The organism is Catenovulum sp. SX2, assembly GCF_052056295.1.
Classification (GTDB): Bacteria; Pseudomonadota; Gammaproteobacteria; order Enterobacterales; family Alteromonadaceae; genus Catenovulum.
In genome coordinates this window covers 819,723-844,294 of the sequence record NZ_CP182493.1, presented here as the reverse complement: position 1 = coordinate 844,294, position 24,572 = coordinate 819,723, and the positions used below count along the sequence as shown (strand labels likewise).

Annotated in this window: 6 protein-coding genes and 1 tRNA gene; 2 read left to right on the top strand and 5 right to left on the bottom strand. The window is 43.1% G+C overall.

What is annotated here, in order from left to right; all coding sequences use genetic code 11:
• Position 1 precedes the first annotated feature (1 nt).
• The 4 genes from tusC to ACMZOO_RS03565 form a co-directional block, all read right to left on the bottom strand.
• Positions 2–364 (bottom strand): sulfurtransferase complex subunit TusC, encoded by a 363-nt coding sequence (gene tusC, locus ACMZOO_RS03580; protein ID WP_440905424.1) that lies wholly within the window; start codon positions 362–364, stop codon positions 2–4.
• Positions 364–747, bottom strand: coding sequence for a sulfurtransferase complex subunit TusD (gene tusD / locus ACMZOO_RS03575; protein ID WP_440905423.1), 384 nt, complete (start codon positions 745–747; stop codon positions 364–366). The genes tusC and tusD overlap by 1 nt, the downstream gene beginning before the upstream one ends.
• An 89-nt stretch (positions 748–836) precedes the next feature.
• The gene (locus ACMZOO_RS03570) at positions 837–1,505 is read right to left on the bottom strand and encodes a Bax inhibitor-1/YccA family protein (RefSeq protein WP_016955294.1); all 669 of its coding nucleotides are present in this window, start codon (positions 1,503–1,505) and stop codon (positions 837–839) included.
• A 413-nt stretch (positions 1,506–1,918) separates the two neighbouring features.
• On the bottom strand, positions 1,919–2,119 hold the full coding sequence (locus ACMZOO_RS03565; protein ID WP_016955293.1) for a hypothetical protein: 201 nt from the start codon (positions 2,117–2,119) through the stop codon (positions 1,919–1,921).
• 347 nt (positions 2,120–2,466) lie between these two features.
• On the opposite strand from ACMZOO_RS03565, the gene ACMZOO_RS03560 reads away from it, so the two are divergent.
• Positions 2,467–2,557 (top strand) — tRNA-Ser (locus ACMZOO_RS03560).
• A gap of 418 nt (positions 2,558–2,975) precedes the next feature.
• On the opposite strand, the gene asnB is transcribed toward ACMZOO_RS03560, so the two are convergent.
• Positions 2,976–4,646: an asparagine synthase B gene (gene asnB, locus ACMZOO_RS03555; RefSeq protein ID WP_016955292.1), complete on the bottom strand. Its 1,671-nt coding sequence runs from the start codon at positions 4,644–4,646 to the stop codon at positions 2,976–2,978.
• 448 nt (positions 4,647–5,094) lie between these two features.
• Between asnB and ACMZOO_RS03550 the strand changes: the two genes are divergently transcribed.
• Complete coding sequence (locus ACMZOO_RS03550; protein WP_440905422.1) at positions 5,095–24,483, top strand: immunoglobulin-like domain-containing protein; 19,389 nt, start codon at positions 5,095–5,097, stop codon at positions 24,481–24,483.
• Positions 24,484–24,572 lie beyond the last annotated feature (89 nt).

The following is a 24,572-nucleotide window of genomic DNA, read 5'->3' as shown; positions in this document are numbered from 1 at the left end:
CTTAAAACTCTAGTACAACATCAAATTCACTTAACTTAGCCAAAAAAGCCTCGGCTGATAGCAGTTGAGCTTCAATTGCTAAATTATTTTCTTGCAGTTGCAAATCCTCCATCGCCGTTTGCTCAAGATATACTTCTTCAATATCGTATAAGTCTAAAGCTTTAAATCCTTGGCTGTAGTTTTTGCGATTAAGCTTGTCAGCAGCTATTTGTGTTGTCAGCTGCAAAGGTGCGTTACCAGTAAAAAATAATGCAACAGACTGCTCATAGGTAGCTAAGGTTAGTGCTAACTCTAAGCCTTCTTTACCTTTATCATTGGTAAAAGGGGAGTGATTAAATATTATGGCGTGTTTGTGATTATTCATTAAAACTGTACCACTCTGTCAGCTTGCATTTGTAGTTCTACATATTCACCTAATCCACCAATGCGGAAATGTTGCGCTAGGCTATCGCCGACTAAACCATGATAATCGGCTTCACTAGCGTCTAGAATTCCACGTCTTTGTGCGGCAGCTGAACAGACAATGAGCTCAACATCATGTTGCTGACTTAGGGTTTGCCAGCCTTGTGTTAGATTTATTTCGTCTGATGGCGGTGTTCGCAGCTTATTTGCAACGTAAACAGCATCGGAATAAAAGAATACGCCTGCTAGTGAGTGGTGTTTTACAGCTTGCTGAGCGTAGCTCAGCGCGCTTTGGCCACTATCTGTTTCAGGACCACTGGTAATAAAAAGTAAAATTTTTGCCATGATAGATAATGCTAATAACTTGCTTGTTTATCATTAGAAATAAAAAAGGCCTCAACAGAGGCCTTTTTTGACGTTTATCTAGTTAAAGATTAATCGTCGTTGCCAGCAAATGCCATTAATAATTGCAATAAGCTAACAAAAATATTGTAGATAGAAACATATAAGCTAATAGTTGCTAATATGTAGTTACGCTCACCACCGTGAATAATCGCACTGGTTTGCATTAAAATCGCACCAGATGAGAACAAGATGAACATTGCACTAATTGCTAAAGATATCGCTGGAATTTGCAAGAAGATGTTAGCGAGCATAGCTACGATAAGTACTACAAAGCCAGCCATCATCATGCCACCTAAGAACGACATGTCTTTCTTAGTTGTTAACACGTACGCAGACAAACCAAAGAAGGTTAGGGCTGTACCACCTAATGCTAGTACGATTAAGTCACTCGCACCTGCTGCTACTACCATAGAAAGCATTGGACCTAAGGTGTAACCCATAAAACCAGTGAACGCGAAGCAGCTGACAATACCCATAGAAGAGTTAGCGGTTTTATGCACTAAGAACATTAAACCGTATGCACCTACTAAGAAAACAATCCAGTGTGGCATTGGTAAGTTCATAGCACCAGTAATGCCTGCTACAGCAGCACTGAATGCTAATGTCATAGCTAATAGTGAATAGGTATTGCGTAATACCTTGTTGGTTTCTAGTACGGATGAACTGGCATGATCAACGTAAGTTGTGCGGTTTTCCATATTACACCTCTTTGTTAAGTGAAATTGTTTATTAAATAAGTTCTATGGTTAGAACGATTATTTTTAATTTGGTTGCATTTAATGTTACAGAATATTGTGGTGCAGTCTAGTACTTTCAAGGGAATTTTTGACATATTTTGTCAAAAGCAGAGAATTTTGGCGGGCAGGGTAGATGTATCAAATAAGAACTTTGCAAAACGCTAATTTCGCAAAGTTCTCAATCAATAAAACTTATTTCGCTTTCTTTAACGCTTTTTTAAGTTTTTTGATTTTTGACTCTTGCTTCGCAACTTTAGCTTTGCGTGCTTTCAACTCTTTTTTAAGTGCTTTTACTTTTTTAGCCATAGTTTTTTCCTCTATGTATAGTTAAATCAGCCTCGCGGCTGTTGTGGGTAACCAACAAATATTATTGGTTATAATGAAGCTTCGTCATCTGCTGACGAAGCCGAATGCTTTTCCATAAACTTTCTAATAAACCTTCTAACTTCTCTCGCTGCTGTGGTGTCTAGTTGCTCACAGAGTTCGACAAAAGCGTCACGCTCAGCACCATTTATCCTAATTAATAGCTGACTGTCTTTTTTATTGGTTTTTTTACGTGTTGATTTACTAGTCATAAGGGTGATATGCAAAGTATATGCTATGTATATACAAAATAGCGAAGGCGTTTTTATTTGTCAAATGAAGGTCAGTTAATCAACCTAGATTCTTCAGAAGAAAATTGTAAAAGACTTAATTATGACTTTGAATTTATACTCTGTGTTGAATGGATTGTTCTGTGGAGTATTTATCAATTCGTAGTTTTTAACCGTCAAATTATATGTTTTTGCTGCTTATTTGCTCTGATTGGTTGATATATAACCGAACGATCAAAAAAAACAAAAAAAGTTTGTTTTAGTGCTTTACAAAGGTTCGATATGCCCTTAATATTCGCCGCGTTCCCAAGGGAACAGTCTAGAACTGCGGTGAGGTGGCTGAGTGGTTGAAAGCACCGGTCTTGAAAACCGGCGTACGTTAATAGCGTACCCAGGGTTCAAATCCCTGCCTCACCGCCACTCTCTGCTTGAGTTAATCAGCTCACAGTACAAGATTTAAAAACTCTATAAAATACAAAAATCAGTTTTGAATTAAACTAGATTCACAACTATCTGACTTTCGTCATCATTAATTTTTTCTTCATTTTAATATCCTTAATCCGAACCAATATTCTTTTTACTGTCGTAGCTTTATCATCCACTAAACTTGCTGATTAGACGCAGGATTGATTATATCTATTCTCAAAGGTATTCGGCCGTAAAATTGAATTTAGGCTACTGCTGTTAGTTACAATTCATTAGCTAACTTGTTATCTCTAGTTTAGGTTAAGCGCTGTATTTAGTTAAACTTTTAAAGGAGAGAGGGGACATTTTTCAGTAGATACAAAAAAGCCCTCAGAAGAGGGCTTTAGAAGCTTTATAACTAACTGATGTTCAATTAGCTTTTATAAGAGTCATTGTGTACAGAAGAAACAGCACGACCTGAAGGATCAGCCATTTTACTAAAGCTCTCATCCCAAGCTAGTGCTTCAGGGGTACTACAAGCTACTGATTTACCACCAGGAACACATTCTGCGCAGCTAGGGTGTGGGAAGAATTCTTCAAAAATGCTTCTGTAGTAGTAAGCTTCTTTGGTGTCTGGTGTGTTGTAAGTGAACTTGTGCTCAGCGTTTGCTAACTGATCATCTGAAACTTGCTCAGCAGCATGTGCTTTTAAGCTATCAATCCAGCTATAACCTACACCGTCACTAAACTGCTCTTTTTGACGCCATAAAACTTCTTCTGGTAAATAACCATCAAATGCTTCACGTAAGATGTGTTTTTCAATCTTACCGTCTTTACACATTTTCGCTTCAGGGTTGATAGACATAGCAATGTCCATAAAGTCTTTGTCCAAGAATGGAACACGAGACTCAACACCCCAAGCTGACATAGCTTTGTTTGCACGCGCACAGTCAAACATGTGAAGTTTATTTAATTTACGTAAAGTTTCTTCATGGAATTCTTTAGCATTTGGTGCTTTATGGAAATATAAATAACCACCAAATACTTCATCCGAACCTTCACCTGAAAGTACCATTTTGATACCCATGGCTTTGATCTTACGCGCCATTAAGTACATAGGGGTAGAAGCACGAATTGTTGTTACGTCGTAAGTTTCTAGGTGATAGATAACGTCACGCACTGCATCAATACCGTCTTGTACTGTGTAGTGAATTTCGTGGTGAACAGTACCAATTGCATCAGCTACTTTTTTCGCAGCGATTAAATCAGGTGCACCTTCTAAACCTACTGCAAATGAGTGAAGTTTTGGCCACCAAGCATCAGATTGGTCGTTATCTTCAACACGTTTTGCGGCAAATTTTTGCGTAATTGCAGAAATAACCGACGAATCCAAACCACCAGACAATAACACACCGTAAGGTACGTCAGACATTAAGTGAGTTTTTACAGCTTTTTCTAACGCATCATGAATATCTTTTGGATCAGCTTCTGCGTCTTTTACCGCGTCATAGCTCATCCAGTCACGTGCGTAATATTTAGTTAACTCACCAGTTGAGCTATGTAAATAGTGTCCTGGAGGGAATTCTTTAATTGAACGACATACAGGTACTAAAGCTTTCATTTCTGAAGCTACGTAGAAGTTACCGTGTTCATCCCAACCCATATATAGCGGGATAATACCCATGTGGTCACGAGCAATTAGATATTCGTTTTTAGTTTCATCATAAAGGATGAAAGCAAACATACCTTTTAACTCGTCAATGAAGTCGATACCTTTTTCTTCGTATTTAGCTAAGATTACTTCACAGTCAGATTTAGTCTGAAGTTTGTAATCAATGGTTAAACCCGCTTCTAATTCCTTGTGGTTGTAGATTTCACCGTTCACAGCCAATACGTGATTTCGATTTTGATTGAAGAGCGGCTGTGCACCATTGTCTACATCTACAATAGCAAGTCTTTCATGAGCAAGAATAGCGTTTTCACCAGCATAGATACCTGACCAATCAGGACCGCGGTGACGTAATAATTTAGACAGCTCTAAAGCTTGCTGTCTAAGTTCAGCTCGATCTGTTTTTAAATCGAGAATACCAAAAATTGAGCACATAGAGTTAATTACTCCCTCTTCAACCTTAATCTAACTTTTAATTCGAAATCACAAATGGGAAATTCATCCCAAAAATCGGGTAAGCCAGCATATTCATTATTTTGCAGAATACAAGTGTCAGGCACTAGAATTATTCATTTTTGTACAAGTTGATGTGATTCTGATGACAATATTATGAAGCTGGGCTCGTCAAAGCGCTCGATTATAACAAAGCTTATATACCCAAGCTACTTGAAATTGAATGTTTGAACATTGGACAGATCTTTTTGTGGAATTATTTGTGAAAATCGACCACAGACAAGCTTAATGTCGATTAGCTAACATTTCCACAACAAACGCACTGCTAAACAAGCAGTATATCTTTGAAATGTTATACCTTTAGGCTAGACTGGAATCATAGGTTGTCAAGTTAGAAAATTTGGGTTTAGTTGCTCCAAGTGAGGGTTGTATGGCGAGTGAAGTCGTTTTAAAAGAGTCGGGTCGTATTTCAGACATTCAAGGTCTTGTGTACAGAATGGTTGATGGTCAGCTAATTCCTGTATCTGTTGGTGAATCAGTTTTTGCTGGACAGATTTTAGTATTAGAAGCTGGTGCAAAAATCAAGTTTATTAAAGCCGACGGCGAAGAAGCTGAAATTGTAGCTGCAGAAAGCCAAACAACCGAAGTAGAAATTACCGGAGATGTTGAAAATCCTAGCGAAGAATTAGACGATGCTACTTTGTCTGAAATTGAACAGATTCAACAAGCTGTTGCTGAAGGCGACTTGTCGAATGTAGGCGCTACAGCGGCAGGTGGTTCAAGTAGTAGTGAAGGCGGTGCAACCGTTACTTCGGTAGAACGAAATGATCAGCAAACAATTGCTGGTGCTGGTTTTGATACCAATGCAGCTACTATCACAACGAGCAATGGCAATACCTTCACCCCCCCACAACCTGTTACCTCTATTTTAATTGATACAACCGCGCCCGAAGCTTCATTTGACGATTTATTAACGAATACATTAACACCTACATTAACGGGTAGTGTTGATGACCCCAATGCAACCATTTCTGCAACTATTAACGGCCAACCGATCGCAGTTACGAATAATGGCGACGGCAGTTTTTCAATTGCTGATGCTTTTACTTTGATTGAAGGTAGTAATCAAATAACAATCACGCTAGTGGATCAAAGCGGAAACCAAACTGTTTTAAACGCAACCATAACTGCGGATGTCACACTACCTCAAGGTACTATAGATAGTATAGTTACAGACGATACAACACCAGCCATTACCGGAACGGTAGATGACCCAGAAGCGTTAATTTTAGTTTCAATTGATGGTCAAATTTTTGAGGCGACTAACAATGGCGACGGTAGTTGGACTCTAGCAGATGATGTTGTAGCTGAGTTAGCTGAGCAACAACATGATGTGACAGTAACTTTCTTTGATTTAGCGGGTAATACTAATAACGCTCAAGGTACTGTTACCGTTGAAATTAACGAAGCGCCTGAAATTCAAATTCAAAGCATTAACTTGTCAGAAAACAATGTTTTTGTTGGTCAGGCTGTAGCAACTTTTGAAGCGACAGATCCTGATGGTGATAGCTTAACGCTTGAACTTGTTAATAACGACAATGGTTTTTTCGCTATTTCAGGAAATCAAATTGTGTTAACTCAAGCGGGTGTTGATGCAATTCAAAATGATGAATTAGCATTAACCTCAATTGATTACTCGCTTTCAGCGACGGATGGTGAATTTACCACTTTGGCTAATGGCGATAGTCTGATTGCCCGCGGGGATAACTCAGCTGTGGTATCGGTTCAAGTTGATGGTGACATAACCGAACTGGGCGGGACTGTTCAATATACGGCGGTTTTATCGCAAGCTACTGAATCTGAAATGACAGTTACATTAGCCAGTGGTGTCAGCATTACAATTGCAGCGGGACAAATATTTGGCAATGCCCAGCGTGTGATTGACGCCGATGAAGATGTTTATATCGATGCTGAAACCCTGACAGACACAATTCTAAGTGTTTCTGGTGGTAGCTTTGATAGCATAGTAATTGATTCAACGCCTGTAACAATTAATGTCGCTGATACAATTAATGAAACGACTTTAGCACTAAGTGCGTCAGAATCCGTATCTGAAGCGGGCGGGCAAATTACCTACACTGCAACACTTTCAAATCCAGCGCAAACGCAAGTTACAGTCACTTTAGCTTCAGGACAAATCATCACAATTGAAGCAGAGCAAACTCAAGGTCAAGTAGTTGTCGACTTTGCTGCATCCGATGATGTTTACGCTGAATCAGATACAATCACTGATAGTATCAGTGATGTGACTGGCGGCAATTTTGAACGTTTATCTTTTGCGCTCGATCCTGTTTCAACAGGGATAACGGACACTATAGATGTTACGCGGTTAACTCTAAGTGCAGATACCACGATTAATGAAGGTCAAGAGATAGAATACACAGCAGTCCTTTCGAACCCAGCTGCTAGCGATATGACAATTAATCTTACCAATGGTGAAACTATTGTTATTAATGCTGGGCAAACAGAGGGGAGTGTTTTAGTTTCGATTGAAAATACAGCCACGCTTGATGCGACAACTATTATTAATCAGATAGACGCTAATTCTGTAATTGGTGGGGGCTTTGAGCAGTTAGATATATCGACAGAGTCTGTTACGACACAAGTTTCTGATGTAGTTGAAACGACGCAATTGACTTTAACGGCTGACAGCCAAGTTAATGAAGGTAGCAACATAAATTATACTGTGTCTACTACTTCACCAACCGCGACGGATTTGACTGTTCAATTGACCAATGGTTTGACGATAACCATTTTAGCAGGTCAATCTTCTGCGAGCGCAGCGTTTGTTACTCAAGATTCTGTATATCAAGATGCTCGTGTATTTAATGTAGCAATTGACGCTGGTTCAGTGACTGGTGGCAATTTTGAAGATCTTCAAGTAGACACGACCAGTGTAGTGACCAATGTAGCTGATGTTATTAGTGATGTAACTTTAACTTTCAGTGCAGACAGTGAAGTGACTGCTGGTGATCTTATTAGTTATCAGGTTAGTTTATCCGAGCCAGCCGCGACCGATTTATCTATTCCATTGTCAAACGGGCAAACAATCATTGTTTTAGCTGGACAATCTTCTGGTTTTGTCGAGGTTACAGCGCCTTCGGAGCAAAGCTCTCTTTCCGTTAGCATTGACGAAGCGAATATTTCTGGTGGTAATTTTGAAAATCTCGTTCTAGGTAATTCGTCTGTAACAACTGATATTGCATCTATTGCCGAAGAGGTTACTTTATCACTTTCTGGTGATTTAAACGCAACTGAAGGCGGCTCAATTAACTATACTGCAAGCTTAACCGCACCTGCAGAAACAGCGATGACCATTACCTTAAGTAATGGTGCTGAAATCTCAATTGCTGCAGGTCAAAGCAGTGGCTCAGTATCAGTGGCTGTATCGGATGATGTCTACAATGGTGCTGACGATGTAGTAACCACCTTAAGCCTAGATAACGTTACTGGCGGTAACTTCGAAAACCTTGTATTGGGTACAAACTCTGTCACCACAACGGTTTCAGATGTAGCAACCGACGTGACATTGAATTTAACCGGCTCTACAACTGCAGCTGAAGCGGGCTCAATTACTTATACAGCCAGCTTAACGGCACCTGCGGAAACGGCGATGACGATTACCTTAAGTAATGGTGCAGAAATTAGTATTGCTGCGGGCCAAAGTAGTGGGTCAGTATCAGTTGCTGTTTCAGATGATGTTTATAACGGTGCTGATGATGTAGTGACCACCTTAAGCCTAGATAATGTCTCAGGCGGTAACTTCGAAAACCTTGTATTGGGTACAAACTCTGTCACCACAACGGTTTCAGATGTAGCAACCGACGTGACATTGAATTTAACCGGCTCAACAACTGCAGCTGAAGCGGGCTCAATTACTTATACAGCCAGCTTAACCGCGCCTGCAGAAACGGCGATGACCATTACCTTAAGCAATGGTGCCGAAATCAGTATTGCAGCAGGTCAAAGCTCGGGCTCAGTCAGTGTTGCTGTTGGTGATGATGTCTACAATGGTGCTGATGATGTTGTTACAACCTTAAGCCTAGATAATGTTTCAGGCGGTAACTTCGAAAACCTCGTATTAGGCACAAACTCAGTTACGACTGAAATCAGTGATGTTGCAACCGATGTGACTCTGAACCTAACTGGCTCAAGCACAGCTGCGGAAGCCGGTTCAATTACTTATACGGCTAGCCTAACTGCACCTGCAGAAACGGCGATGAGCATTACCTTAAGCAATGGTGCTGAAATTAGTATTGCAGCAGGTCAAAGCAGTGGCTCTGTCAGTGTTGCAGTAGGCGATGATGTATACGTGGGTGCAGATTCAATCACCACAACTTTAAGCCTAGATAATGTCACTGGCGGCAACTTCGAGAATTTAGTCCTAGGCACAAACTCAGTTACCACTGAAATCAGCGATGTTGCAACTGATGTCACCTTGAATTTAACCGGCTCTACAACCGCTGCGGAAGCAGGCTCAATTACTTATACTGCAAGCTTAACGGCACCTGCAGAAACAGCGATGACGATTACCTTAAGCAATGGCGCTGAAATCTCAATTGCAGCAGGTCAAAGCTCAGGCTCAGTGAGTGTTGCAGTTGGTGATGATGTGTATGTTGGTGCAGATTCAATCACCACAACCTTAAGCCTAGACAATGTATCAGGCGGTAACTTCGAAAATCTCGTATTAGGTACAAACTCAGTTACAACTGAAATCAGTGATGTTGCAACTGACGTTACATTGAACTTAACCGGCTCAACAACCGCAGCGGAAGCAGGTTCAATTACTTATTCGGCAAGCTTGACGGCACCTGCAGAAACAGCAATGACCATCACCTTAAGTAATGGTGCAGAAATCAGTATTGCCGCGGGTCAAAGCTCAGGCTCAGTATCAGTGGCTGTATCAGATGATGTTTATAATGGTGCCGATGATGTAGTGACGACCTTAAGCCTAGATAATGTATCAGGCGGCAACTTCGAAAACCTTGTATTGGGTACAAACTCAGTCACCACTGCAGTAAGCGATGCAGTTTCTGATGTAACCTTAAACCTAACAGGTTCAACAACCGCAGCCGAAGCGGGTTCTATTACTTATACAGCCAGCTTAACTGCGCCAGCACAAACGGCAATGACCATCACCTTAAGTAATGGTGCTGAAATCAGTATTGCCGCGGGTCAAAGTTCGGGCTCAGTGAGTGTTGCAGTTGGCGATGATGTGTACGTGGGTGCAGACTCAATCACCACGACATTAAGCTTAGATAACGTTTCTGGCGGCAATTTCGAAAACTTAATCCTCGGCACAAGTTCTGTGACCACAACAGTGAGTGACACAGTTTCAGATGTGACGCTAAACCTAACAGGTTCAACAACTGCTGCGGAAGCAGGCTCAATTACTTATACTGCAAGCTTAACTGCACCTGCAGAAACGGCGATGACCATTACTTTAAGTAATGGTGCTGAGATTTCAATTGCTGCGGGTCAAAGTTCTGGCTCGGTGAGTGTTGCAGTATCGGATGATGTCTACAATGGTGCTGATGATGTAGTGACCACCTTAAGTCTAGATAATGTATCCGGCGGTAACTTCGAAAACTTAATCCTCGGCACAAACTCAGTCACCACTGAAATTAGTGATGTTGCGACAGATGTCACCTTAAACTTAACAGGTTCAAGCACTGCTTTAGAGGCAGGCTCAATTACCTATACAGCCAGCTTAACCGCACCAGCAGAAACGGCGATGACCATTACCTTAAGTAATGGTGCAGAAATCAGTATTGCTGCAGGTCAAAGCAGTGGTTCGATATCAGTTGCTGTATCGGATGATGTATACAATGGTGCTGACGATGTTGTTACAACCTTAAGCCTAGATAATGTATCAGGTGGTAATTTCGAAAATCTCGTATTAGGTACAAACTCAGTTACCACTGAAATTAGTGATGTTGCAACCGATGTCTCCCTAAACTTAACTGGTTCAAGCACAGCAGCCGAAGCAGGTTCAATCACTTATACGGCAAGCCTAACCGCACCTGCAGAAACGGCAATGACTATCACCTTACGTAATGAAGCGGTCATTACGATTGCGGCGGGTCAAAGCTCTGGCTCAGTGAGTGTTGCAGTTGGCGATGATGTATACGTGGGTGCAGATTCAATCACCACGACATTAAGTTTAGATAACGTTTCTGGCGGTAACTTCGAAAATCTTGTATTAGGCACAAACTCAGTTACAACTGAAATCAGTGATGTTGCAACCGATGTAACATTGAATTTAACCGGCTCTACAACTGCTGCTGAAGCAGGCTCAATTACTTATACAGCCAGCTTAACCGCGCCTGCAGAAACAGCGATGACGATTACCTTAAGTAATGGTGCAGAAATCTCAATTGCTGCAGGTCAAAGCTCAGGCTCTGTTTCAGTATCGGTATCGGATGATGTCTACAATGGTGCCGACGATGTAGTGACCACCTTAAGCCTAGATAATGTCTCAGGCGGTAACTTCGAGAATCTTGTATTAGGCACAAACTCAGTTACCACTGAAATCAGTGATGTTGCAACCGATGTCACCTTAAACTTAACTGGCTCTACAACCGCTGCGGAAGCAGGTTCAATCACTTATACAGCCAGCCTGACCGCGCCTGCAGAAACAGCGATGACCATCACCTTAAGCAATGGATCAGAAATTAGTATTGCTGCGGGCCAAAGCTCTGGCTCAGTGAGTGTTGCTGTTGGCGATGACGTTTATAACGGTGCTGGCGATGTTGTTACAACATTAAGCTTAGATAACGTCTCAGGTGGCAACTTCGAGAATCTTGTATTAGGCACAAACTCAGTCACAACAACGGTTTCAGATGTTGCAACCAATGTCACCTTGAATTTAACAGGTTCAAGTACAGCGCTAGAAGCAGGTTCAATTACTTATACAGCGAGCTTAACGGCACCTGCCGAAACGGCAATGACCATTACCTTAAGTAATGGTGCAGAAATCAGTATTGCGGCAGGTCAAAGCTCTGGCTCAGTCAGTGTTGCAGTTGGCGATGATGTGTACGTGGGTGCAGATTCAATCACCACGACCTTAAGTTTAGATAATGTATCAGGCGGCAACTTCGAAAACTTAGTGCTGGGCACAAGTTCTGTGACCACAACAGTGAGTGACACAGTTTCAGATGTTACGCTTAATTTAACCGGCTCTACAACCGCTGCGGAAGCAGGCTCAATTACTTACACAGCCAGACTAACCGCACCTGCAGAAACAGCGATGACCATCACCTTAAGTAATGGTGCGGAAATCAGTATTGCTGCGGGCCAAAGCTCGGGCTCAGTATCAGTTGCGGTATCGGATGATGTTTATAACGGCGCCGATGATGTAGTGACCACCTTAAGCCTAGATAATGTATCAGGCGGTAATTTCGAAAACTTAATCCTCGGCACAAGTTCTGTGACCACAACGGTTTCAGATGTTGCAACCGATGTAACCTTAAACTTAACAGGTTCGAGCACGGCTGCAGAGGCAGGTTCAATTACTTATACTGCCAGCCTAACCGCGCCTGCAGAAACGGCGATGACCATTACCTTAAGCAATGGTGCAGAAATCTCAATTGCAGCAGGTCAAAGTTCGGGCTCAGTGAGTGTTGCTGTTGGCGATGATGTATACGTGGGTGCAGATCCAATCACCACCACATTAAGCCTAGATAATGTCACTGGCGGCAACTTCGAGAATTTAGTCCTAGGCACAAACTCAGTTACCACTGAAATCAGTGATGTTGCGACAGATGTAACGTTAAACTTAACTGGCTCTGCAACCGCAGCCGAAGCAGGCTCAATTACTTACACTGCAAGCCTAACCGCACCTGCAGAAACGGCAATGACCATCACCTTAAGCAATGGCGCTGAAATCAGTATTGCGGCAGGTCAAAGCAGTGGCTCAGTATCAGTTGCTGTTTCAGATGATGTATACGTGGGTGCAGATTCAATCACCACGACCTTAAGCCTAGATAACGTTTCTGGCGGTAACTTCGAAAACTTAATCCTCGGCACAAACTCTGTCACCACAACGGTTTCAGATGTCGCAACCGACGTGACATTGAATTTAACCGGCTCTACAACCGCAGCGGAAGCAGGTTCAATTACTTATACCGCAAGCCTAACTGCGCCTGCAGAAACGGCGATGGCGATTACCTTAAGCAATGGTGCTGAGATCTCAATTGCAGCAGGTCAAAGCTCTGGCTCAGTCAGTGTTGCAGTTGGCGATGATGTATACGTGGGTGCAGATTCAATCACCACAAGCTTAAGCTTAGATAACGTTTCTGGCGGTAACTTCGAAAACTTAGTACTTGGCACAAGTTCAGTTACAACTGAAATCAGTGATGTTGCAACTGACGTGACATTGAATTTAACAGGTTCAAGCACAGCAGTAGAGGCGGGCTCAATTACTTACACAGCTAGCCTAACCGCACCTGCAGAAACGGCAATGACTATCACCTTAAGTAATGAAGCGGTCATTACGATTGCGGCGGGTCAAAGCTCTGGCTCAGTGAGTGTCGCAGTTGGCGATGATGTATACGTGGGTGCAGATTCAATCACCACGACATTAAGTTTAGATAACGTTTCTGGCGGTAACTTCGAAAATCTTGTATTAGGCACAAACTCAGTTACAACTGAAATTAGTGATGTCGCAACCGATGTCACCTTAAACCTAACCGGCTCTACAACTGCAGCCGAAGCGGGCTCAATTACTTATACAGCCAGCTTAACCGCGCCTGCAGAAACTGCGATGACCATCACCTTAAGCAATGGTGCAGAAATTAGTATTGCAGCAGGTCAAAGCAGTGGCTCAGTATCGGTGGCTGTATCGGATGATGTATACGTGGGTGTAGATTCAATCACCACGACCTTAAGCCTAGATAACGTCTCAGGTGGCAACTTCGAAAACCTTGTATTAGGCACAAACTCAGTTACAACTGAAATCAGTGATGTTGCAACAGATGTCACCTTAAACTTAACCGGCTCAACAACTGCAGCCGAAGCGGGCTCAATTACTTACACTGCCAGCTTAACCGCACCTGCAGAAACGGCGATGACGATCACCTTAAGTAATGGTGCAGAAATCTCAATTGCTGCAGGTCAAAGCTCAGGCTCTGTTTCAGTATCGGTATCTAATGATGTTTATAACGGTGCCGATGATGTAGTGACCACCTTAAGCCTAGATAATGTCTCAGGCGGTAACTTCGAGAATCTTGTATTAGGCACAAACTCAGTTACCACTGAAATCAGTGATGTTGCAACCGATGTCACCTTAAACCTAACCGGCTCTACAACTGCAGTTGAAGCGGGCTCAATTACCTACACTGCAAGTTTAACGGCACCTGCCGAAACGGCGATGACCATCACCTTAAGCAATGGAGCAGAAATTAGTATTGCAGCAGGTCAAAGCAGTGGTTCAGTATCTGTCGCAGTATCAGATGATGTTTATAACGGTGCTGACGATGTTGTGACCACCTTAAGCCTAGATAATGTCTCAGGCGGTAACTTCGAAAACTTAATCCTCGGCACAAACTCAGTTACCACTGAAATCAGTGATGTTGCAACAGATGTCACCTTAAACTTAACAGGCTCTACAACCGCAGCGGAAGCAGGTTCAATTACTTATACCGCAAGCCTAACTGCGCCTGCAGAAACGGCGATGACGATTACCTTAAGTAATGGTGCAGAAATTAGTATTGCAGCAGGTCAAAGCAGTGGCTCAGTATCGGTGGCTGTATCGGATGATGTATACGTGGGTGCAGATTCAATCACCACAACATTAAGCCTAGATAACGTTACTGGCGGTAACTTCGAAAACCTTGTATTAGGCACAAACTCAGTTACAACTGAAGTAAGTGATACCGTTTCAGATGTGACGCTAAACCTAACAGGTTCAACAACTGCTGCCGAAGCTGGCTCAATTACTTATACAGCGAGCTTAACGGCACCTGCCGAAACAGCGATGACGCTCACCTTAAGTAATGGTGCTGAAATCTCAATTGCTGCGGGCCAAAGCTCTGGCTCAGTGAGTGTTGCTGTTGGTGATGATGTGTACGTGGGTGCAGATTCAATCACCACGACCTTAAGCTTAGATAACGTTTCTGGCGGTAATTTCGAAAACCTAGTATTAGGCACAAACTCAGTTACAACTGAAATCAGCGATGTTGCAACAGACGTTACATTGAATTTAACCGGCTCTTCAACCGCAGCTGAAGCCGGTTCAATTACCTACACTGCAAGCCTAACCGCACCTGCCGAAACAGCGATGACGCTCACCTTAAGTAATGGTGCTGAAATCTCAATAGCAGCAGGTCAAAGCAGTGGTTCGGTATCAGTTGCTGTTGGCGATGATGTATACGTGGGTGCAGATTCAATCACCACGACCTTAAGCCTAGATAACGTCTCAGGTGGCAACTTCGAGAATCTTGTATTAGGCACAAACTCAGTTACAACTGAAATCAGCGATGTTGCAACAGACGTTACATTGAATTTAACCGGCTCTTCAACCGCAGCTGAAGCCGGTTCAATTACCTACACTGCAAGCCTAACCGCACCTGCCGAAACAGCGATGACGCTCACCTTAAGTAATGGTGCTGAAATCTCAATTGCTGCGGGCCAAAGCTCTGGCTCAGTCAGTGTTGCTGTTGGTGATGATGTGTACGTGGGTGCAGATTCAATCACCACGACCTTAAGCTTAGATAACGTTTCTGGCGGTAATTTCGAAAACCTAGTATTAGGCACAAACTCAGTTACAACTGAAATCAGCGATGTTGCAACAGACGTTACATTGAATTTAACCGGCTCTTCAACCGCAGCTGAAGCCGGTTCAATTACCTACACTGCAAGCTTAACCGCACCTGCAGAAACTGCAATGACCATCACCTTAAGTAATGGTGCAGAAATCTCAATTGCCGCAGGTCAAAGCAGTGGCTCAGTATCAGTTGCTGTATCGGATGATGTCTACAATGGTGCCGATGATGTAGTGACCACCTTAAGCCTAGATAACGTTTCTGGCGGTAATTTCGAAAACTTAATCCTCGGCACAAGTTCTGTGACCACAACGGTTTCGGATGTTGCAACAGATGTGACGCTTAACTTAACCGGCTCTACAACTGCAGCCGAAGCAGGTTCAATTACTTACACTGCAAGCTTAACTTCACCTGCCGAAACCGCGATGACCATCACCTTAAGTAACGGTGCAGAAATCTCAATCGCTGCAGGTCAAAGTTCTGGCTCTGTATCTGTAGCAGTATCAGATGATGTTTATGTCGGTGCAGATCCAATCACCACCACATTAAGCCTAGATAATGTCACTGGCGGCAACTTCGAGAATTTAGTCCTAGGCACAAACTCAGTTACAACTGAAATTAGTGATGTTGCGACAGATGTCACCTTAAACTTAACCGGCTCTACAACCGCAGCTGAAGCGGGCTCAATCACTTATACAGCGAGCTTAACGGCGCCTGCAGAAACAGCGATGACGATTACCTTAAGTAATGGTGCAGAAATCTCAATTGCTGCAGGTAAAAGCTCAGGCTCTGTTTCAGTATCGGTATCGGATGATGTCTACAATGGTGCCGACGATGTTGTTACGACCTTAAGCCTAGATAATGTCTCAGGCGGTAACTTCGAAAACTTAATCCTCGGCACAAACTCTGTCACCACAACGGTTTCAGATGTCGCAACCGACGTGACATTGAATTTAACCGGCTCTACAACCGCAGCGGAAGCAGGTTCAATTACTTATACCGCAAGCCTAACTGCGCCTGCAGAAACGGCGATGGCGATTACCTTAAGCAATGGTGCTGAGATCTCAATTGCAGCAGGTCAAAGCTCTGGCTCAGTCAGTGTTGCAGTTGGCGATGATGTATACGTGGGTGCAGATTCAATCACCACAAGCTTAAGCTTAGATAACGTTTCTGGCGGTAACTTCGAAAACTTAGTACTTGGCACAAGTTCAGTTACAACTGAAATCAGTGATGTTGCAACTGACGTGACATTGAATTTAACAGGTTCAAGCACAGCAGTAGAGGCGGGCTCAATTACTTACACAGCTAGCCTAACCGCACCTGCAGAAACGGCAATGACTATCACCTTAAGTAATGAAGCGGTCATTACGATTGCGGCGGGTCAAAGCTCTGGCTCAGTGAGTGTCGCAGTTGGCGATGATGTATACGTGGGTGCAGATTCAATCACCACGACATTAAGTTTAGATAACGTTTCTGGCGGTAACTTCGAAAATCTTGTATTAGGCACAAACTCAGTTACAACTGAAATTAGTGATGTCGCAACCGATGTCACCTTAAACCTAACCGGCTCTACAACTGCAGCCGAAGCGGGCTCAATTACTTATACAGCCAGCTTAACCGCGCCTGCAGAAACTGCGATGACCATCACCTTAAGCAATGGTGCAGAAATTAGTATTGCAGCAGGTCAAAGCAGTGGCTCAGTATCGGTGGCTGTATCGGATGATGTATACGTGGGTGTAGATTCAATCACCACGACCTTAAGCCTAGATAACGTCTCAGGTGGCAACTTCGAAAACCTTGTATTAGGCACAAACTCAGTTACAACTGAAATCAGTGATGTTGCAACAGATGTCACCTTAAACTTAACCGGCTCAACAACTGCAGCCGAAGCGGGCTCAATTACTTACACTGCCAGCTTAACCGCACCTGCAGAAACGGCGATGACGATCACCTTAAGTAATGGTGCAGAAATCTCAATTGCTGCAGGTCAAAGCTCAGGCTCTGTTTCAGTATCGGTATCTAATGATGTTTATAACGGTGCCGATGATGTAGTGACCACCTTAAGCCTAGATAATGTCTCAGGCGGTAACTTCGAGAATCTTGTATTAGGCACAAACTCAGTTACCACTGAAATCAGTGATGTTGCAACCGATGTCACCTTAAACCTAACCGGCTCTACAACTGCAGTTGAAGCGGGCTCAATTACCTACACTGCAAGTTTAACGGCACCTGCCGAAACGGCGATGACCATCACCTTAAGCAATGGAGCAGAAATTAGTATTGCAGCAGGTCAAAGCAGTGGTTCAGTATCTGTCGCAGTATCAGATGATGTTTATAACGGTGCTGACGATGTTGTGACCACCTTAAGCCTAGATAATGTCTCAGGCGGTAACTTCGAAAACTTAATCCTCGGCACAAACTCAGTTACCACTGAAATCAGTGATGTTGCAACAGATGTCACCTTAAACTTAACAGGCTCTACAACCGCAGCGGAAGCAGGTTCAATTACTTATACCGCAAGCCTAACTGCGCCTGCAGAAACGGCGATGACGATTACCTTAAGTAATGGTGCAGAAATTAGTATTGCAGCAGGTCAAAGCAGTGGCTCAGTATCGGTGGCTGTATCGGATGATGTATACGTGGGTGCAGATTCAATCACCACAACATTAAGCCTAGATAACGTTACTGGCGGTAACTTCGAAAACCTTGTATTAGGCACAAACTCAGTTACAACTGAAGTAAGTGATACCGTTTCAGATGTGACGCTAAACCTAACAGGTTCAACAACTGCTGCCGAAGCTGGCTCAATTACTTATACAGCGAGCTTAACGGCACCTGCCGAAACAGCGATGACGCTCACCTTAAGTAATGGTGCTGAAATCTCAATTGCTGCGGGCCAAAGCTCTGGCTCAGTGAGTGTTGCTGTTGGTGATGATGTGTACGTGGGTGCAGATTCAATCACCACGACCTTAAGCTTAGATAACGTTTCTGGCGGTAATTTCGAAAACCTAGTATTAGGCACAAACTCAGTTACAACTGAAGTAAGTGACACAGTTTCAGATGTGACTCTGAACCTAACTGGCTCTACAACAGCAGCTGAAGCAGGCTCAATTACCTATACAGCCAGCTTAACGGCACCTGCCGAAACGGCGATGACCATTACCTTAAGTAATGGTGCAGAAATCTCAATTGCTGCAGGTAAAAGCTCAGGCTCTGTTTCAGTATCGGTATCGGATGATGTCTACAATGGTGCCGACGATGTTGTTACGACCTTAAGCCTAGATAATGTATCAGGCGGTAACTTCGAAAACCTTGTATTAGGTACAAACTCAGTTACCACTGAAGTAAGTGACACAGTTTCAGATGTGACTCTGAACCTAACTGGCTCTACAACAGCAGCTGAAGCAGGCTCAATCACTTATACAGCCAGCCTAACTGCACCAGCCGAAACGGCGATGACCATTACCTTAAGTAATGGAGCAGAAATTAGTATTGCTGCAGGTCAAAGCTCTGGCTCAGTGAGTGTTGCTGTATCGGATGATGTTTATAACGGTGCTGACGATGTTGTTACAACCTTAAGCTTAGACAATGTATCAGGCGGTAACTTCGAAAACTTAATCCTCGGCACAAATTCTGTCGCCACAACGGTTTCAGATGTCGCAAGCGATGTAACGCTAAACCTAACAGGTTCAAGTACAGCGCTAGAGGCTGGCTCAATTACTTATACAGCCAGCCTAACCGCACCTGCAGAAACAGCGATGACGATTACCTTAAGTAATGGTGCGGAAATCTCAATAGCAGCAGGTCAAAGCAGTGGTTCGGTATCAGTTGCTGTTGGCGATGATGTATACGTGGGTGCAGATTCAATCACCACGACCTTAAGCCTAGATAACGTCTCAGGTGGCAACTTCGAGAATCTTGTATTAGGCACAAACTCAGTCACAACAACGGTTTCAGATGTTGCAACCAATGTCACCTTGAATTTAACTGGTTCAAGTACAGCGCTAGAAGCGGGTTCAATTACTTATACAGCGAGCTTAACGGCACCTGCCGAAACAGCGATGACGCTCACCTTAAGTAATGGTGCTGAAATCTCAATTGCTGCGGGCCAAAGCTCTGGCTCAGTGAGTGTTGCTGTTGGTGATGATGTGTACGTGGGTGCAGATTCAATCACCACGACCTTAAGCTTAGATAACGTTTCTGGCGGTAATTTCGAAAACCTAGTATTAGGCACAAACTCAGTTACAACTGAAATCAGCGATGTTGCAACAGACGTTACATTGAATTTAACCGGCTCTTCAACCGCAGCTGAAGCCGGTTCAATTACCTACACTGCAAGCCTAACCGCACCTGCCGAAACAGCGATGACGCTCACCTTAAGTAATGGTGCTGAAATCTCAATAGCAGCAGGTCAAAGCAGTGGTTCGGTATCAGTTGCTGTTGGCGATGATGTATACGTGGGTGCAGATTCAATCACCACGACCTTAAGCCTAGATAACGTCTCAGGTGGCAACTTCGAGAATCTTGTATTAGGCACAAACTCAGTTACAACTGAAATCAGCGATGTTGCAACAGACGTTACATTGAATTTAACCGGCTCTTCAACCGCAGCTGAAGCCGGTTCAATTACCTACACTGCAAGCCTAACCGCACCTGCCGAAACAGCGATGACGCTCACCTTAAGTAATGGTGCTGAAATCTCAATTGCTGCGGGCCAAAGCTCTGGCTCAGTGAGTGTTGCTGTTGGTGATGATGTGTACGTGGGTGCAGATTCAATCACCACGACCTTAAGCTTAGATAACGTTTCTGGCGGTAATTTCGAAAACCTAGTATTAGGCACAAACTCAGTTACAACTGAAATCAGCGATGTTGCAACAGACGTTACATTGAATTTAACCGGCTCTTCAACCGCAGCTGAAGCCGGTTCAATTACCTACACTGCAAGCTTAACCGCACCTGCAGAAACTGCAATGACCATCACCTTAAGTAATGGTGCAGAAATCTCAATTGCTGCAGGTAAAAGCTCAGGCTCTGTTTCAGTATCGGTATCGGATGATGTCTACAATGGTGCCGACGATGTTGTTACGACCTTAAGCCTAGATAATGTATCAGGCGGTAACTTCGAAAACCTTGTATTAGGTACAAACTCAGTTACCACTGAAGTAAGTGACACAGTTTCAGATGTGACTCTGAACCTAACTGGCTCTACAACAGCAGCTGAAGCAGGCTCAATCACTTATACAGCCAGCCTAACTGCACCAGCCGAAACGGCGATGACCATTACCTTAAGTAATGGAGCAGAAATTAGTATTGCTGCAGGTCAAAGCTCTGGCTCAGTGAGTGTTGCTGTATCGGATGATGTTTATAACGGTGCTGACGATGTTGTTACAACCTTAAGCTTAGACAATGTATCCGGCGGTAACTTCGAAAACTTAGTCCTAGGCACAAACTCAGTTACCACTGAAATCAGCGATGTTGCAACTGACGTGACATTGAACTTAACTGGTTCAAGCACTGCTTTAGAGGCTGGCTCAATTACTTATACAGCCAGCTTAACCGCGCCTGCAGAAATAGCGATGACCATCACCTTAAGTAATGGTGCAGAAATCAGTATTGCTGCGGGCCAAAGCTCGGGCTCAGTATCAGTTGCGGTATCGGATGATGTTTATAACGGCGCCGATGATGTAGTGACCACCTTAAGCCTAGATAATGTATCAGGCGGTAATTTCGAAAACTTAATCCTCGGCACAAGTTCTGTGACCACAACGGTTTCTGATGTTGCAACCGATGTAACCTTAAACTTAACAGGTTCGAGCACAGCGCTAGAAGCAGGCTCAATCACTTATACAGCAAGTTTAACGGCACCTGCAGAAACCGCGATGACCATTACCTTAAGTAATGGTGCTGAGATTTCAATTGCTGCGGGTCAAAGCAGTGGTTCGGTATCAGTTGCGGTATCGGATGATGTCTACAATGGTGCTGATGACGTTGTTACAACCTTAAGTCTAGATAATGTCTCAGGTGGTAACTTCGAAAACCTTGTATTAGGCACAAACTCAGTCACAACTACAGTTACTGATAGCATAGATGTTACTGATCTAACTATGGAAGTAGATACAAGCAATCTACTACAAGGTTCTATTTCAGTCGACTTTGCGCTGTCAAATGCAGCAAAAACAGATCTTGTGATCACTTTAGCAAGTGGAGAGCAAGTTACTATTAAAGCGGGTAGCACAAGCGCAAATGTTGAGCTTGAAGTTGATGGTGATTCAGACACCTTCACAGTTGGCGTAACGTCAACATCAGGTGGTGATTTTGAAAGTTTACAATTGCCATCATCAGTACAAGTTAACGTAAATCTTGTACCAAGCATTGAAGTAAGTGATCAAAACGGCGAAGCGAGTGGGCATATCACAGTAGATGAAGCAGGCATTGGAGCTGATGCTTCGTCAAATATTGCAACTGGCACTATAACCATTAGCACAACGGCAAATTTAGCTAATGTGACTATTGGTGGACATAGTGTCAGCGCACTTGAACTCGCAGGATTAGCGTTAAATCCAGTCACTATTGAGCTGCCAAACGGGGACATGACATTAACCCGTTATAACTTAGTAACTGGTGAGCTCTCGTATCAATACGAATTAACTGATGCGATTGACCATGGCGAAACTGATAGCTCAATTGAAAATGTGGTGATTCAAGTTACCGATGTCAATGAATTATCAACATCAACAAACTTGACTATCCAAACATTAGATGACAAACCAAGCTTTACAATTAATCAGCCTGATGCGATTAACTTTGAAACAATGGATTACAATCTTATTTTTGCCATCGATGTTTCTAACTCAATGAACAATGCATTGGGCGATACTACAGTGTTGCAAGCAACAATAGACGGTATCACTCAATTATTAGAAACCTACGAAGGCATGGGTAACGTTAAAGTTAAATTAGTGCCATTTTCGACCGATGCAACCGAATACGATTGGTCGTCAATTAGCCAGTCTATTACTTTGTTAGAAGGGCTGGGCGCAAGTGGTACAACCGACTATGATGATGCCTTGGCGGCAATTGTTGGTGATTATTCAACACCACAAGATGCGAGCACTAAAGTATACTTTATCTCTGACGGTAACCCGTACGGTACAAGCGAAAATCAAAATAACGTCAACGCAATAACCAACTATCAACAAACCTGGAAAAACTTTGTTGAAACAAACAACATAGATGTTGAAGTGATAGGCATAGGTTCAAGTGTCCAGTACCAATATCTGAATATGGTGGGTGCACCAACTGAGATTATTCAAAATGAAAGTGGCGAGTATGTTGCCGCGGATAATGTTGTTTCTGTTACCACAGCAATTCAATTGGCGGAAGCCTTGTTGGCAAGTATTGGTGGAAAATCAGCAGGTGAAATTGGCACTGGTCAATCCGCAGCAGGCGTAATTGATTATGGCGCTGACAGCGAAGGCAGCATTTTATCTATTGAAGTTGATGGAGCGACTTATACCCTGGATAGCGAGCAAGTCGAAAACGGCGTCTTAACCATTGAAACGGCAAATGGTGCGACACTCATGTTCGACTTCTCAAATGGTTTGTATGAGTATGATGTATCCTTGTCTGCAGAAAATAATGCGGATGAAGCTTCGGCCAGTTGGTCGAAATCAGAGCTCGACAATAACTCAAGTCAGTGGATATTAACCGAAAACTTCACAATTACAGTTCGAGATGGTGACGGTGATACGGCCTCTGGTCAATTAACCTTAACAAGTAAATTCCCAGTAGAAGTCGCCAGTGTTGCGCCTGTGCTTGAAGAAGACAATGTAGAAATCACAGAAGTTGACGGCACAGTGGCAAGCTCGCAAACTCGAAGCCAAATCTCTGGCAATGTGATTGATAACGACACAATAACAGAAACAACGAACCCGGTTGTCGGCATTGTTAGTGGTGTCGGAGTAGTCAGCGAAGGCAATATTGGCAGCAAAATTACCGGTAGTTATGGTTCAATTGTCATTCAAGCAAACGGAAAATACGTATATACCTTGAACAATGCGAATTCGGATGTAAACAACTTAAGTCAAGGTGAAAGCTTAACCGACACCTTTACTTATTTGGTTAAAGACGCAAATGGCAACTATGAAAGTACAACGATTAACATTCAAATAAATGGTGTTGATGATTCATTACCAGACTTATCTGAAAACGCTGTTTATGGTTTTGGTGGCAATGATGTGATCTTAACTTACGGCGATTCTTGGTTAGTTGGCAGTATGGGCAGTTATCAAGATGCAAATGATCCAGATGCTTTGGGTGGATTGCATACCTTTAACAGCGCAGAGCTGGCTGATGTCGGTTTTGAACGTTCGACAATTTTCTCCAATAACACCACAGTTGCGACAGGCTACACCAGCTATGATACGAGTAAAGGTGCTACTTTGGTTGGCGGTGAAGGTGCTGATTACCTAATCGGCGGTTCAGGTGATGACGTATTGATAGGTGGCACAAATGGTAATGGCAACTCAGCTTTAGTATCAAACACCTATGCTGGTGATGTTATGACGGGCGGCAGTGGTAGCGATATGTTTGTCTGGTTAGCAGGTGATGACTACGACGGAGGTTTTGCAAATGCTGCAAATAATCCAAGTGTCACGACAGATTACATCAAAGACTTTGAACTGACAGAGCGTGATCAAGCGGGAGACGTTACACAGCAGGGTGACTCACTCAACTTGGGCGATTTACTCGAAGGTGAAAATCACGATAACTTAGACAGCTATCTAAACTTTGAAGTAGTTGATGGTGATACAATTATCTCAGTATCTAAAGATGGTGACTTCACCGGCGACAGTTCAGATGAAGATAAAACAGATATGAAAATTGTCTTGGAAAATACAGATCTGTCATCAGGTACAAATGGCACTGACGCGGATATCATTCGTAAATTGCTTGAAGATAATCAGTTAATCACCAACAACAATAATAATTTGTAAAATAAAAATGCCTTATCGCGACGAACAATTGCGATAAGGCATTTTATTGTCTAGCGTTTAACTATAAACTTAGCCAATACAACTGCTTA